The 16,166-nt window shown below is 27.8% G+C and carries 18 protein-coding genes and 1 riboswitch; all 18 genes read right to left on the minus strand.

Annotation, left to right across the window (positions count from 1 at the left end; genetic code table 11):
- Positions 1-62: 62 nt before the first annotated feature.
- Positions 63-617: a DJ-1/PfpI family protein gene (locus BN346_RS20885; protein ID WP_081770919.1), complete on the minus strand. Its 555-nt coding sequence runs from the start codon at positions 615-617 to the stop codon at positions 63-65.
- A gap of 541 nt (positions 618-1,158) precedes the next feature.
- A complete protein-coding gene (locus tag BN346_RS04605; RefSeq protein WP_034439966.1) occupies positions 1,159-1,950 on the minus strand; it encodes a helix-turn-helix domain-containing protein in 792 nt (263 codons plus the stop codon).
- 142 nt (positions 1,951-2,092) lie between these two features.
- Positions 2,093-2,386, minus strand: a complete 294-nt coding sequence (locus BN346_RS04610) for a hypothetical protein (protein WP_034439968.1) — start codon at positions 2,384-2,386, stop codon at positions 2,093-2,095.
- A 67-nt stretch (positions 2,387-2,453) separates the two neighbouring features.
- Positions 2,454-2,840, minus strand: a complete 387-nt coding sequence (locus BN346_RS04615; protein ID WP_034439971.1) for a hypothetical protein — start codon at positions 2,838-2,840, stop codon at positions 2,454-2,456.
- Between the two features lie 535 nt (positions 2,841-3,375).
- Entirely contained in the window at positions 3,376-3,741 is a 366-nt protein-coding gene (locus BN346_RS04620) for a hypothetical protein (protein WP_034439973.1), read from the minus strand.
- A 102-nt stretch (positions 3,742-3,843) separates the two neighbouring features.
- Positions 3,844-4,521, minus strand: coding sequence for a nucleotidyltransferase family protein (locus tag BN346_RS04625; RefSeq protein WP_203226289.1), 678 nt, complete (start codon positions 4,519-4,521; stop codon positions 3,844-3,846).
- A 90-nt stretch (positions 4,522-4,611) separates the two neighbouring features.
- Positions 4,612-5,799 (minus strand): chloride channel protein, encoded by a 1,188-nt coding sequence (locus BN346_RS04630; RefSeq protein ID WP_074432672.1) that lies wholly within the window; start codon positions 5,797-5,799, stop codon positions 4,612-4,614.
- Between the two features lie 57 nt (positions 5,800-5,856).
- A riboswitch (Fluoride riboswitch) is annotated at positions 5,857-5,930 on the minus strand.
- Between the two features lie 400 nt (positions 5,931-6,330).
- Positions 6,331-6,855, minus strand: coding sequence for a cysteine hydrolase family protein (locus BN346_RS04635; RefSeq protein WP_034439975.1), 525 nt, complete (start codon positions 6,853-6,855; stop codon positions 6,331-6,333).
- 134 nt (positions 6,856-6,989) lie between these two features.
- On the minus strand, positions 6,990-7,412 hold the full coding sequence (locus BN346_RS04640; protein ID WP_034439978.1) for a bis(5'-nucleosyl)-tetraphosphatase: 423 nt from the start codon (positions 7,410-7,412) through the stop codon (positions 6,990-6,992).
- A gap of 175 nt (positions 7,413-7,587) precedes the next feature.
- Positions 7,588-8,118: a GNAT family N-acetyltransferase gene (locus BN346_RS04645; protein WP_034439980.1), complete on the minus strand. Its 531-nt coding sequence runs from the start codon at positions 8,116-8,118 to the stop codon at positions 7,588-7,590.
- Between the two features lie 238 nt (positions 8,119-8,356).
- Positions 8,357-8,989 carry an HAD family hydrolase gene (locus BN346_RS04650; RefSeq protein WP_034439982.1) on the minus strand — a complete coding sequence of 211 codons (633 nt, stop codon included), beginning with the start codon at positions 8,987-8,989 and terminating at the stop codon, positions 8,357-8,359.
- Between the two features lie 274 nt (positions 8,990-9,263).
- The gene (locus BN346_RS04655; protein WP_034439984.1) at positions 9,264-9,758 is read right to left on the minus strand and encodes a GNAT family N-acetyltransferase; all 495 of its coding nucleotides are present in this window, start codon (positions 9,756-9,758) and stop codon (positions 9,264-9,266) included.
- A gap of 337 nt (positions 9,759-10,095) precedes the next feature.
- Complete coding sequence (locus tag BN346_RS04660; RefSeq protein ID WP_034439986.1) at positions 10,096-10,494, minus strand: hypothetical protein; 399 nt, start codon at positions 10,492-10,494, stop codon at positions 10,096-10,098.
- 313 nt (positions 10,495-10,807) lie between these two features.
- Positions 10,808-11,731, minus strand: coding sequence for an alpha/beta hydrolase family protein (locus BN346_RS04665; RefSeq protein WP_034439988.1), 924 nt, complete (start codon positions 11,729-11,731; stop codon positions 10,808-10,810).
- A 310-nt stretch (positions 11,732-12,041) separates the two neighbouring features.
- Positions 12,042-12,605 carry an HD domain-containing protein gene (locus BN346_RS04670; protein WP_034439990.1) on the minus strand — a complete coding sequence of 188 codons (564 nt, stop codon included), beginning with the start codon at positions 12,603-12,605 and terminating at the stop codon, positions 12,042-12,044.
- A gap of 195 nt (positions 12,606-12,800) precedes the next feature.
- On the minus strand, positions 12,801-13,121 hold the full coding sequence (locus BN346_RS04675) for a TfoX/Sxy family protein (protein ID WP_034439992.1): 321 nt from the start codon (positions 13,119-13,121) through the stop codon (positions 12,801-12,803).
- Between the two features lie 353 nt (positions 13,122-13,474).
- Complete coding sequence (locus BN346_RS04680) at positions 13,475-13,948, minus strand: GNAT family N-acetyltransferase (protein WP_034439994.1); 474 nt, start codon at positions 13,946-13,948, stop codon at positions 13,475-13,477.
- A 905-nt stretch (positions 13,949-14,853) separates the two neighbouring features.
- Positions 14,854-16,107 carry an erythromycin esterase family protein gene (locus tag BN346_RS04685; RefSeq protein WP_034439996.1) on the minus strand — a complete coding sequence of 418 codons (1,254 nt, stop codon included), beginning with the start codon at positions 16,105-16,107 and terminating at the stop codon, positions 14,854-14,856.
- Positions 16,108-16,166: the final 59 nt, after the last annotated feature.

Here is a 16,166-nt window from a genome sequence, read left to right on the forward strand (position 1 = left end):
AAACATACCAGTAATTATAATGACCCTATCTTTTATATTAAATCTATTTAATAAATAAAAAGTTAATTAATTGAATAATTTTTGTATTCTTTCATAAATTCCTTAAATTTATCATCACCCATCTTATATACCAGTTCTTCCTCAGTATAATCTCTTGTTATTCCATTAAATAATCCATTTTTACATTCATCAATTCCTAAAGCCCTTATTGTTTCTATAGCAAATTCTTTATATGCAAATCCAATTGCAGTTATAAAATTTTTATCTTTAACAATTGGTTTATGAATAATATTTTCATACGGAATAAAATCAATATTTTTACTAATTTCATCCCATATTCCAGATGTAAAATGTACATCATCTAATAATCCTGCCTTTGCTAACAGTATTGGTGAAGATGATATACTTGAAATCAAAATATTTTCTCCTTTTAATCCCTTTAAAAACTCTATATTTTTCTCATCAAACAAAGCAGGAATTGGATTATATATACCTGGAAGAATTAAACAATCATATTCTTCTATATTAAATTCATCAAATGCCTTATGTGATATTACTTGAAAGTTATCTTCACTAGTTATAACTTCTTTAGAAGAAGCAAATACTTCAACATCAATGTCAAAATATACTTTTAATCAATCAGTTAGACAAGAAATTTCTTGCATAGAAAAGTATGGATAAATCATAACCGCAATTTTTTTCATATAAACTCCTCACTTTCAAATCCCTATTTATTCAAAGTTATTTTTTATAATGATTCAATCATAACATATTTTGTAAGTTCCAAAAATATTGTGCTCCATCATTAGACAATGTGGATGTCATAACTAATTCTTTTTCTATTCCTTATTTCTATAATTTTCATTTAGATGAAGCATATTCAAATTTCATTATTGACGCTCTCACAATCTATATTTAAGTCCTTAAATTCATTAATACGTTATCCAATTTTTTAATATCACAAATCAATTGTAATACTTAGTAAGTATTATAATCAAAGTTAAAGAAAAAACGCCATATATTCACATTTAAATAATGTGGCGTTTTCACTTGAAATGTTACATCTTTACTTTATTTGTATTAGATTAATATTTTTATAATGTGCTAACTATATTAAATACTCTAACTACACTTATTTTCTTTATACTAAGATAATTATTAATCTAACTGGAAGAACCTTATAATACTACCATCAATTGTGATTATATCACACTCTTTGCCTCCCCAACTTTGAGTTTTAATTTCCGTTACTTTACTCCAACCATTTTTCTTCACAAATGAATACAATTGATCTATCCCTTCAACACGCATAAATGCAACAGTTTGTTTTAAAGGTTCACCTTCAAACATGTGAATACCATTAAATGTAGTTATTTGCATATTAATTAACTCCTCAGGTATAGGTAATGCACACCCATAAATTCCATTTCCATCTTTATCCCTTTGATCAATATTTACATACCACCCTAAAACATTTTCAAACCATTTTGCTGTTTTGTACATATCCTTTGTATAATAGACAGGACCATTTTCCTTGACTGAGTAACCTCTTTCTTTCAAATTTTGCATACTTTGATTTCCTCCTAAAATAGATTGAACAGATATAGGGGCAAATACTTTAATATTTTCACCATGACTCCGTGCTTTTATAGGTGAAAACCCATGGAAGCGTGTAAACGCACGTGAGAAACTTTCTGGTGACTCATATCCATATTTAAAAGCAATATCAATTATCTTTTTATTTGATGAAGATATCTCTATACTAGCAAGTGTTAATCTTCGATTACGAATATAATCTCCAATTGAAATACCACATATAATAGAAAAAATACGTTGAAAGTGAAAACTTGACATATATGCTTGACTTGCAATAATTTCTAGTTTTAAATTTTCAAATATATTATCTTCAATAAAATCAATTGCTCTTTGAATACAATCTACTGTATCCATTTAACCACCCCCTCTGTCTATTTTCTAGTATAAAGAAACTTTTTATATACTTCTTGACATTTTCTGCTTACTTCAGCTAATATACATCTTTAAAATTAATCTTATTATTAATATAATATTTCAAATTCACAGACACATAATTTTAGAAATCATATACACTATTAGGAATTATAAACCATAATCCTAATTTTGTTTTATACACGCCCATTCCTGAAGCAGAATTGTCATTATACAATAAATGAACACGTACATTTCTTTTATCATCAGATGTATATTCTAATTGTGGAGCTTCTTTTAAATGATATTTAAAGTACCCATGATAAAAATTATATTTCTTAGCAACTCTTATTGGATTAGTATGTATGAATATGAATGATGATAAAAAGCAAACAATAATAATAAAAAAAGCAATACTAGTTGCTTTAGGTTTTTTCATAAATAATTCCACCTTTCTTATAACTGTTGCAATTCTGAGTCTAGGTAGAATAATTTCAAATTAGTAATTATACTAATTTTATTGGTTTTCCAATTTTCTTATCCACTCTCCATTGTGGAGGGTTTGTATCATCTCCCCAGTACTCATCAATACTTATTATCTTTTCCCCTGAAAACCTTATAAACGATGTAGCATGAAATGAACTACTATTATCTGAAAGCCATACTCTTGTAACTGAAATAGCTAAATCGCCTATTACCTCAAGTTTTTCAACCTCGCCACACCAATTACCAGGATATTCACAGTTTGCTATTATATATTCTTCTACTGTAAAACTTTCATTAGTATTATGCCAATTAATTATAGCATTTGAATTAAAATATCTTTTAAGTTTCTTTGGATTTTGCTCAATAATATCTTTCCAAAGTTCTAGTACCCTATCCTTTGTCTCCATGTATTTATCCCCCAATAATAGGGCTCCAAGTTCAAATTTTAAATAACAAATTTATCAATTGAAAGACTTTTTTCTTTCATCAAGAAACAGGAATTATTTAAATTAGTATTTCTTTAAAATTTAATTTAGAAAATCTTATTAATTTGTGTTTTATTTTCAAGACCTGAACCCAAGGACGGGTTCAGCGACTGCCTAGACAAGATGTCGTGTGAACTAAATTTAGAAATATGTAATTGAGAATTCAATGTATATTTTTTATAAATCAAGGAAGTAATTTACATCAATAATGGAATTTTATTAATGTGAATTGCTGACGAAGAGTTATGAAAAATAGGCTAGAATTTAATTACATAGCTCTGAATTTAGCTCACTAATAGCCGTCTAGTCTTAAAAATAAAATGGCAAATTTATTAGAGTTTCTTCGAAATTTTTATGAATAACGTTTTAAATAATTACTGTTTCCTTTACTACTACCATTCTCATTTAATATTTGAATAATTTCATTTTTCAGCTTGAAACCCTATAATAACTTGCATTAAACATGTAGTGGTATGTTCTCTAAAAAATGTTTTTCTACATTACACTTATTTACTCCATATTCAATCATTTCATTCCATGTTTTATCTCTTTTTACTGGAAGCTCAAAATATTTCCCTTTCAATATAACAAAGAGAGTTTCGTCACTAAAAGTGTGTATATACCATGTCAATTTCACTTCATTTTTAAGCATTTCTAATAAGTCTTTTATTTTTTCATCTGGTACACGATATTCATTTGTGTGCCATACTGGACATTCATCTTCTGGTACGTTTTCAATTCTTTGCGAAAAGAAATACGGTTTTATTATCTCTAATACTTGATTGTTTTCTAAGCTTTCTTCAATTACACCTAGTGTAAACATTATCCACCTCCATAGATTTCCTAATAATATTAATATACATTTTATTATAGTAAAATTTTCAATTAGAATATTAAGAAGCACCTAAAAACTATAAATTAATATCTATTTATTTTTTAAATAATCCTCAATAGCCTTTACTCTATCATATCGTTTTCTTTTCCTATTAACTTGTAGCTGTAATTCTAATGGTGGAACTTTAACAATATTTCCATTCCATAGGACACTTTCTATATGATTCCTTGCATATGGCCCAAAATCAGATGGTTCTGGTTTATCTACAAAATCCTGTGGATCAAAAGCCAAATCTATTCTTGCATTTAAAAATAGCACACCAAAATAATCCACCACCCAACCTTTACTTGAAATAATAGGTTCAACAATAAAATCAGAAAAAATATTTTTTATCTTACCAATGTCCTTTGAATTTAGCATAATATCAACATCATGAGGCATAACAGAAATTCCTCTTATGCACAAAGCACAACTGCCAGTTAACCACCAATCTATATCATAACCTTTAATTTTATTTATAAATGATAACAAAGCTTTTTCCCATTGAACTTCTTTTAAGTATCCCATTTGTAAAAACATTTCTTCTGCATAATTCTTGAAATTCATTTTAATATTATCTATATTATCAATGTTTTTAGGATACTTCTTTACAAAATTTCCATGTTCTAAAGAGTAATATTGGCTTTCAAGAATGCTTTTATATTCATTGGGATACTCAGAAATTACAAATAAAATATTATTTTCATTTTCTTTAAATGAAATGTTCATATACCCCTCCCCTATTTAATTTCTCTATTATAAATTATTATTACAATCCAATTATAACATATTCTGTAAATACAGTGTTTTAATTTACATTTAATACTCCAACCAAACCTGTGATGAATAGATTCCCTTTCTGCCTGAAATAAACACACTTATTATACAAACAATTATTGCAAAAATCATATTATTTGAACCAAAAAGCTCAAGATATAATATAAATGAAGCAATAGGTGCGTTAGTAGCACCAGCAAAAACACCTATTAATCCCAAAGCTGCTGAAAAAGCAACCGGAATACCAACTATAGGTGATAATGTTGCTCCTAATGTTGCCCCTATAACAAATAGTGGTGTTACTTCTCCTCCTTGATATCCAACACTTAAACAAAGAGTTGTTAGTGTGAGTTTTATGATAAAAGCAAAATATGGAACATTGCCTTCAAACGAATCCATTAATAACCCTAAACTTAAATTGTTATATAATCTATTTCCTAATAAAAATGTTATACAAACCATAATTGACCCACCAATAAAAATTTTTATATAATCATCTTTAATATATTTATTAAAAATAACCTTAAAGAAATCAGTCATATATACAAATAATTTACTAATAATTCCAAAGCAAATTGAAAGTAATATAACTTTTTCGATATTGATAAAATCAAAAGATTCTATAGGTGGTATTTGAAAGTGAGAGTGCGATACACCTAAAAACCTTACAACTTTATCGCCAACTATAGCAGCTGTTATAGCTGGTAACATAGACGCATAAGTTAAACTACCCACAGTTGAAACTTCTACTGCAAATATACTCCCAGCAATCGGTGTTCCAAACACAGCAGAAAATCCAGAAGAAACCCCACTAATCAATAATATTTTTCTATCCAAATCATATTTTTTAAAGATATCTGCAAATAAGTTTCCAATAGTTCCACCAATTTGCACACCTGTACCTTCCCTGCCTACTGATCCTCCAAATAAATGTGTTAAAATTGTCCCTATAAAAACTAATGGTGCCATAACTAAATGTATTTTTTCATTACGCCCATTAATATTTTCAATAATTAAGTTATTTCCCTTTTTTGAGTTTTTACCATACTTTTTATAAAGAAAAGTCATTAACACTCCAGATAAAGGTAGTAACAATATTAGCAAGTCGTACTTTAAGTTTAATTCAATAACCTTCTCAAGCAATATAAGAAATCCTCCAATAATTACACCAGATAATCCTCCTATTATTGCTGAAATCAACACTAATTTTAAAATTTTTATCTTACTCATATTTTCTCCTTAATTTTAAATATTCATATAAAAAAAGCTAATGAAACTACAACAAAGAAAGTTGTAGAAGTCATTAGCTTATTAAGCAGTTTTGATATAAATCAAGGGAGACATTCATTCCCTAATAAAAAATATTATATCAAACTTAAATATATAGTTCAATCTATAGTGTTCCAAGTTCAAATTTAAAGTAATCTCTTTATCAAATGATATTATTAAGCTTACAGTTTATTTCTATTTTTATATTTGGAACCAAGTAAGAGTTAAAAGTGAAAAGTGAAAAGTTATAGTTGATATTACTCACTTCGCTTTTAATATCTAAAAATAGAAATGCTTAAAAACTACGTTTTTATATTGTTTTCAAGTAATTTGCTTAGCAAATTATCATAAAAATTGATTTTAAAAACTGATACTTCAGTTTTATCCTTAATTGTTAATTGTTAATTTTGTATAACACTTTAAATTTTTCTTTCTCAACTGAAACATGAATAACTTAAAGTTCCAACTTGGATTCCTATATATAACTTAAATTTAAGAATTCATCTTTATAATTGTTTCATCTATTGAAATGCATTTTGCATATCTTCCATTCCAAATAAATTCATTATAATATCTATAACTTTGTTCTGATGACATAAATTTATTATTTACTGTTGTATTTGCATATTCTGGAACTATAATATTAAATCCATGTTCAAATCCGCATTTTATAGTAGCATCAATACAATAGTCTGTTTGAAGTCCTGCAATAATTATATCTTTTTCACCCTTATTTATTAAATACTCTAACAAACCAGTTCCTTTAAAAGCACTATTAACATTTTTGTCGAATATTCGTTCTCCATTTATTGGTTTAAACTCTTCATATATTTCAAATCCAATATTTCCTTTTGTTAATTCACTATCTTGTCCATCGTCATGACGTACATATATTACTTCAATTCTATTTGTTCTAGCTTTATTTATTAGTTCTTTAACATTAGATACAAACCTATCAAATTCATATAATTTTTCATTCACTATTAATTTTTGTGTATCAACTATTAATAAAACCATTTCAATCCCCTTTTCTATTTATAGTATAAAAATATGTTTTGATTTAATAAATTAACTATACCATATTTTACAAATAAATTATTGTTTATTCTTTTAAAGCACATATTTAATATATCTCCTTATTTTTAAATTCCTTAGCAAATTGAAATTTTTTCAATAAAGTCCTTTGCTTCACTTAATATTCTTTTTGAACTATCAAAATTTAAAACTTCCATTGCGTCTTCATATTTAATTAAATATGCCCCATCTAATTCTTCTTCTTGATAACATATCTGTTGATTATCATACTCTGCAACAAAATATATTACTTCTTTAATTATCTCTTCCTTATTAGGAATTATATATTCATCCATTGTCCTAAAACCATCAATAATTTGAGGTCTTATACCTATTTCTTCATATATTTCTCTTAATGCAGTCTCTTTTTCTGTTTCCATTCCTTCAATATGACCTTTAGGAAATCCATAATGTCCTTCTAAAGATTTAACAATAACGAAGTAAACATCATTTTCTTTGCGTGTAAATACCACTGCACCACTTGACACTTCATGTTTCATAAAAAAAGCCTCCTAAAAATCCCCTTTAACCCTCAGAACTTAATACAATAATTCATTATTTAAAATAAGAAATGTGGTAAATTCTATATCTACTTATGTATGAACTAGAAATTGATACTATTGGAATATATACTTGGATTACAGTCATCCTCGATATACTTTGATTCTATATTAGTCATAAAACACACTCTAGTTGGCAATCACAAGGTTCTTTTTCTGCAAGCTCTTTATTATATTCAACAGCTTCCACACACCCCATCGCTCGATAAAAAGCTTGACTTTCTATTGCCGAATGAGCTGATATATATAATTTTTCGGCATGATGCTCTTTTGCCCACTTTTTTGCTAAACTAAATAATTCTTTTCCAATTCCTTCTCCACGCATATCCTGTGATACATGAATGTTGGATAAATCCATGTATTTAGCATGTATGCCAAATATAGCTGGCTCTACAGATGCAAATCCCTTCAGATATCCATGACAGAAAGCACCAACAACATATCCGTTGGAATTAATTAGATTTTCCAGGTACAAAACCCCTTCCCGATATTCTTCCTCACACCAGTTATCAACAAATGGTACATCTTTAATGAACCATTCACCGTTTATTTTTCTCCAGCACCTAGTTACATTCTGCGTCCTATCAAAAGATTCGAACAACGAGAGATTCACATCGTTGGCATCCAATACTTTATATGTAATCATTATAAATCACCTCACCAAGTATAAATAATCTTAATTATAAATTCCTATTTATCGAATTGGTTCACATCTTTTATATATCATATTTATTTACTATCCTAAATTAATTGTAACATATTTTGTAAATAATCAATTATTTAATTTAAAAAGCATTTTTACATCTATTATTTAAATAGTTATGTTATTTAATAGATAAATTAGTATATAGACTATTACTACAGTACTTTCGAAAAAATTCTTATTATAACACCTCAAGTAAGTCGTTTAATTGTGAAATCTCTATATTAGGAATATATTCATCTGATTTTGGATTCTGAATTCCACCAAATCCCTGCTTAATCCATATTGTCTTCATTCCAATTTGCTTTGCTGGAAATATATCGTTATCTAATCGATCTCCAACCATAACTATTTCTGATGCTTTATATCCTGATTTTTCTACTGCAATCTCAAAAAGTTTAATATTTGGCTTCATAATCTGATAATCCCATGATGAAATTATAAATGAAAAATATTTTAAAATTCCTAATTCTCTTAATCTATCTATAAGTCCATCTGTTTGATTTGCAATAATCCCTAATTCATATCTCTTGGATAAAGTCTGTAGTACTACATTCGCATTATCATATAGTTTTTCAAGATTATGCTTATAAGGAGCTTGATTTTTAAAGCCAAACTTTTTTATAACTGTTCGATATTGTGGTTTATAATCTAAAGAAGCTTGAACAATTTCAGCATATATTTGTTCAGGTGATAAATTAAGTAATTTTGCTTCTTCTGTTTGTGATTGTTCCAAACACCTCTGCTGCCATACATCATCTTCATTAATCAATGTATAACCTATATCAAAAAATATACATTTAATATTTTTCATCACTTTACCTCCTACTAAAAATATTTCTACGTATTATTAATAAGGTAGTTTACAAATAAAGTTATATCTCATAATAATACTATCACGAATCAATCATAACATATTTTGTAAATACCACAATATCTATTAATTACTTCATTATTTAATCATAAAGCAATTTTATATTTGAATTACCAAATAAAAAATACCGTATATTCAGTTTTGAATAGTACGGTATTTTTATAAGTTATTATTTTGTCACTCTTGATGTTTAATATTAAAATTATATACTAAATTATGCTTTAAATAATTTATTTAAGTATAACGCATATGGTGTTTCATAATGTGTAGGATTATTATTTTTATCAATATAATGATGATCAATATTTTGCATTTTTACTAATTTCGAAAATCCCCAGACTTTATACATGCAGGTTAATTTTTCCGCCTCATCATTATCTACCCCTATGGTCACCTCGCTAAAACCTTTCTCTATAACCCTGCGTAAAACTCTTTGCATTAGCATCTTTCCCAGTCCTCGTCCCTGAAACTCCTTATCAACTCTAAAAGCACAAAGATATGCTCTTTCCTTACCATTGGCTTCATCCTTATCTTGAGAATCCCAAAATATATAAAGTTCACCTATCAGTGATCTATCTATTTCATTTTCAATTGTCCAAAATTCTATGTTTCCTTTTTCAATACCATCTATAAAATATGTTTTAGTAGGCAAGTTATTATTTCCCCATAAATGCTTCAACTCTTCTTTTGAGCCTATCCTGATTAACATTTTCATTCTCCTTTCTAGTAATTCTATTATTACAATATAATTGTACCATATTTTGTAAAATACTGTGTAGTTCTATTATCAAAGAACAAATTTAATAATTATTTTGCAATATAATCATAGATTAATTTTATTTTTGTAATGTGACTATTCTTCTTCATTATTACATTAATTTTGAAATTTAAATCTACCACTGTTACTTATCCATAAAATTATATAATCATTATTTCGCCTCTTAATCTTTTTAAATTACAAAAAAATACCGCATATTCACTTTTGAATAATACGGTATCTACGTTAGATTTTCATGATATATTACTATTATCAACTTTATATAATTTTATTTACTTTCTAATGATACTAAAGAACCATCTGTTTCTTCTGCCACTCGGTCACCTTCTACGAATTTTTCTTCTTGCATTTTTTTATTAGTAACACTATATTGTTTTTCCATTTCATTTTTATCACTAACATAAATCACTAAATCTGTTGAATCATTCACAGTTTTGATTTTTTTTATTATCATTATATTTTCAGAAAGACGTTTATCTTTTGCTTGACCTATTACCATACCGATGCCCATACCAATTGGAAGTCCAAAACACATTCCAAGAGTCATATTATCAGGGTAAATAATCATTCCAAATATTAATCCACCTGAAACACCGAAACACATTCCAATGCTCATATATAGTGTCATATATTTTTCCACTGTGTTTTTTTTGTCTTTATTATTCATAGTTACCTCCCAAACTTCCAATGTATATTATCCTAGATATAGTTAACTCACACTTTATAACTATTATAATGTAATTATAGTGTATTTTTCAAATACTGTGCTATTCAATTTTAAAATAACAAATTTTAATACTTATTTTGCTTTATATAATACAGTAATTTTATATTTGAAATACGACATAAAAAATACCGCAAATTCATTTTTGAATGGTACGGTATTTAGAAGATTCAATATTTAATTTTTTTTCATAATATTTTAAAATTGTTCACAAACTCTACTCTACAAATTGAAATTTGTTAGTTTATCATTATGCTTACACTACAAAATGTTTCGCATTTGAATCAAGCCACTCTATAATAAAATCGAATCGTTCTTTCGTCAATCCATGACCACCTGGGTATCTCTTGTGGTGCAGGTTTTGTAAGGCATCATATTCTAAATAGGTTGAGCTGGCTTTTTCAACGATATATGAAGCATCTTTTGAATATTTATCATCTTCCGCAGAAACAATAAGCAGTCGTCTTGGTGCAATACAAGATACCAAATCATATATATCGTATTTGCCGTGGAAGTTTGGAAGTACACTCGCCATTTCAATTCCAACATTATTTATAATGCGATTTTCATAAGTACAAGCACTACCGCTTGCACAACTAAAAGCTATTCGGTCATCTAACGCAGAAAGAAATAAGACCGTATTCCCCCCATATGAATGTCCCAGTGTGCCAATTTTTTCATTATCAACATAAGTAAGATTAGAAAGCAATGTTATCCCATTAATGGCATCATATAGTACTTTTTTCATCAAATAATCGCCTTTTATTATACGATAGCACATTTCGTTAAAATGCTGCCAAAAGTCAAAACCCTCCACATGAGGATTTTGGCGTCTTTCCTCAAAGCATATTGAGTCAGGAGCTAACACAACAAATCCCCTTTTCGCCAATTCAGGGCCAAAAGCTTGCAAAGGATTTCCACCCAAACCGCATACTTCACTTTTTCCTAAATGATGTTCTCTGTTATGTTGGTGATTGATGAGAATAGCTGGATTTTTATCAAGTATTTCTGGTTGTAACAAAAAAGCAATAACTTTGTCTCCATAAGAATCATACTCAATTAATTGTCTTTTATATCCTTCTTCCTTTGTGGATTCCAGTATTCTATACTCAACATTAGATATAGTATTAGGAACTATAATTCCGATTGCTTCTGCTATCTCATTTCTTAAATCTACCATCTGTAATTATCCTTCCAAATTCCTATTTATCTGCATGTATCAGACAAATAATTTTTACTTCACTTTATCTTATTATTATGAATTTATTATAGCATATTTTGTAAACACCGCATTATTCAATTTTCAAAGAACATTATTCTTATTTCAGATTTCAATAGTTACGTCGTCTAATAATCATATTACGACATAAAAAACCGCAATATTGCGGTTTTTCAATATATCTTTAATACCAACTTAAGACTTTAAAACTTATAATTATTCATAGTCCATCTTTATATAGATTGAAATTTGATTAATAGTCATTATTACATTACTCTAATATAGATAATATTAATTCTCTTCTGTTTTTATAATATTCTTTACTCTCATTAGACATTTTATTGTAACTTCTATCAAGTTTGCTTTTAACAAAAGTAATACCTTCATCAATATCAAGTTTTCTTTGAACAAATGCTAAATAGAATAGTGATGGTAGTGTATCATAGTGTGAAATGGCATCAGCATCTGCCACACATATCTCTTCTTTTGTTGTTTTCTCTTTTGGTACACTTCCTCTATGATTTAATATACATAGTTTAACTAATTCGATTTTATCTTTTGGATAATTATAAGATTGAAGAATTTCTTCTGCTATATTTGCACCATGTATATGATGCTCCTCATACAAACTATAATCTGTAATAGATGCAATATCATGTAGCCATCCTGCAATCTCACATACCTCAATGTCTGCATCATAATAATTGGCAAGTTCAACAGCATGTTTAGCAACACTTTCTATATGTTCATAACTACCAACTCCAAAGAAATTATCTGGACTATCACATCTGTTTCTAATCTCTACTTTTATTTTATTAATGATTTCCTTTTCCATATTTCCTCCAACAACTCAATCACGACTCTATAAATAACTAATAAAGTACCTGCTCTCAAAATTCCCATTTATCCTTCATTTTCAATTTATCGTAAAACATTGATTAAACATAACCTTACTTATGATACGCTATTTTTATACAAAACCCACTTAATGTAAATTATACCAATAACCTCATATGTAAATTGGAAGTTGCTATTTCTTCTTTTTAAGTTTCTGTGCTGGCAATTCATCATACATAACTTCAAACAAACCTGATAAGTATTCTTTATCATCAACTTCGTCAACCAATAACATTTCTTTAGCACCCTCATATGGCAATTCATAAGATGTTGTATGTATATATGTAATTGCTGACTTAACAGGCTTTACCAATAATCTATCATCATATATTCCACCTACAATCTTCCCTCGATAGTAGATAATAAATTCTCCCATCATTGCTTTGTATGTTATATCCTCAAGTGTAGATAATTGACCTAAAATAAACTCCAAATATTCTTTACTTGATGCCATATCACTCACCCTTTCAAATTCATATTTTTCATTTACTTGTACTATAATTATTTATTCATTATTTTAAATGAATACACTATAAAACTTTGGATTCTATTAATTATTTTTTATCTTTTAACGATGTATATTTTTATACTTTTTATACAATTCTAAATTCACATTCCTATAGGCTTCCAAGTTCAAATTTAAAATAATATCTTTCTCACTTGAAAAATCTGTTTCTTGGAGTAACACTATTCTCATTTAATATTTGAATAATTTCATTTTTTAACTTGTATTCCTATATAGCGTTCAAAGCTCAAATTCAAAATAACATTTTTATCAATTGAAAAACCTTTTTCTTGGAATAAAAATTATTCTTCTCTTAATACACATTCTAATATTTCATTTTTAGATGAAAAACCATTTCTACAATACCATTTCACAGATTTTTCACTTGGCCAAACAAATAATAATTCACACTTCTTATCACAAGCATACTCTTTTATGTATGTTATCAATTTTGTTCCAACATTTTTGTTTCTATAATCTTTTCGTGTATAAACACTAGTTAAATATGCTATACTTTCAGAATTTCTATTTGCTTTAGGTAATTTAGGTATAATGCATAAATACATTGCTGATATTATTACATCATCTTCTTCTGCAACAAATATTTTATAGTTATTGTCACCTTCTAGAAAAGATATAAAATCAGAAATAAACTGTTCTTTGTCTATTCCCTTCAAGTTATCCTCATTATAAGTTATATCATCATCTTCCATATGAAGCCATTTCAATTCTGCCAATTGCAAATAATCTTTCTTTTCCCCTAATCTTATATCCATAATCTAAACCCCCTACATAAATTGTATATTTGTCTTTATTATTTATTTAATTTAAAGAATTTTTTTACTATTTACCAGAAACTAATATATCATTAAATATTTTATTTATAAACCAGCTTCCAACACCCTTTCCTTGCATTTCATAGGAAACACAAAATTAATCTATATAGTATTCAAGACCTTCAATCCAAGGCTTTTTCATACCAAGACTTAAAGCTACAATTTTGTCATCTAGTTTAGTTACATAACCTATAAAATAATTAGTGTTGAAATAATTATTAAAAAGATTTATTTGCTCATTTTTGTTATCAATAAATATTTTTTATATAAAGACAAAAAAACTCTCATGAATTAATAATAACATATTTTACAAGGTTGAAACCTCGCCTACGGATAAATGAGAAAATTTATTTTTTCTCTTGTAGCTGAGGTTTTAACCTTGGCGGTAATATATCCTTGCTAAATTTTATTGGTTTCATCCTTAAATATACCAATAAACAAGAAGGACAGACATCTCATATAGCAATCACCTTTTCATAATTTATTACCCTTTTAAATAATATACTTATCTAAGAAAGTAAAGTCAGTCCCTAACAGATTACAAATTTAAAAGTAATGTAAATAACGTTATGCAAGAATGAATTCTCGCCTACAAATAAAGGAATTTTTATTTCATTTATAATAATTAAAATATCGCCTTTTAATCACATTAGGACATAAAAACCTCAACATCGAATTCTTAATATTGCGGTTTTTCAATATATATTTAATACCAACTTAAGACTTTAAAACTTAAAATTATTCATAATTTATCATTATATAAATTGAAAGAAATCCCCTTAGGGATTTCCACCTTCACTCTTCACTTTTCTCTCTTAATTCTTAACTCACATACAAATTCCTACTTATTTTTCTGTGATTATTTTAGTTGGGTTTGCATTTGTTACAAATATCATACTATCGTAAAGTACGGCAGGAGGTTGAAACATTCGGTAACTCGGAGGAAGAAGACGCATAAACCAAGAGTAACCTTCTCCAAGAGTACCCATATAGTTGTATTGTGAAATTAATTCAGCTAGTTCTGAGTTTTCCCTTACATTTGCAAAGTCCAACCAACAAATATCTACCCCAGCCATTTTTGCTGTTTTAGCTAATGGATTATGAGAATAAAATACTTCACTAGTACGCCTTTTAGATGATTTTATCGGCATATTACAACGAGTCTTATAAAAATCTGTACCTATTACATAGTAACCATTATCTAATTCATTTGAAAGCAACTTGCCCATGGAATCAAAGCTGCCCCATTTAGCAACATGACAGTTATGCCCTGTAATAAAGATACGCTTACAACCCATCTTTTGCTCTTGCTGTAATATCCACTTTACATTTTCAGCCATAAATCTATCTCTTAATGTGCTACTATCTGTGTCTTTCATCATTTGAAATTCACAATATTGTAATAGCATATCTGCAAAATGTATTGCTTTAGTAGAATCTTTCTTGCCATTAAGTTCATTTTTAACTTGGTTTATGATTTCTATTCGACTAAGATAATCACATTCACCACTCCAGTCTTCACATTCCATGAGTTTTTGTAAAATAGTATTATCTACCCCAAGTTCTTTGCAGGCTTCATTTAAAAATTGAAAACTATAAGATGTTCTTTGCATATCAAATCCGTAAAAGCGAAGATCTTCACCTTCAGCAGCACTTTCATTATACTGTTTCATATATGAAATAAGCTTGGCCATTTCATCTGTGCGATATATTGCAAAACCAATGGCTGCCGCTGCTTCTTGAGCTGTTCCTTCTCCACCATGTATGTATCGATTTACTTGTTCACAGCCACCATAGTCACCCTCAATCAAAAATGCTTTCACGTCATACTTTTCTACCATTTGTTTGAATACATCAAGCTTAAGCTGTTGAAATTCTATATTTCCGTGTGTAGCCTCTCCTAATGCTATTATTTTGGTGCTTTCTGGTATTGTAATATCCTCCACAGATTGTGTATATTTCACAAACTCTTCAGGATTTATATTTTTTCCTGTATTAAACCCACCGAAGTGCATAAATATAAGCGTTGCTAAAACCATTACTCCTAACAGTGCAAACACTATATACCATATCTTAGAGTGTTTTGTTCTTTTTTTCATAACACCTATTTCTCCTTGTATTCAATATGATTCAATTTACTATTATTTATAGATAAAAA

It is taken from the genome of Clostridium ihumii AP5 (genome assembly GCF_000612845.1).
GTDB lineage: Bacteria > Bacillota > Clostridia > Clostridiales > Clostridiaceae > Clostridium_J > Clostridium_J ihumii.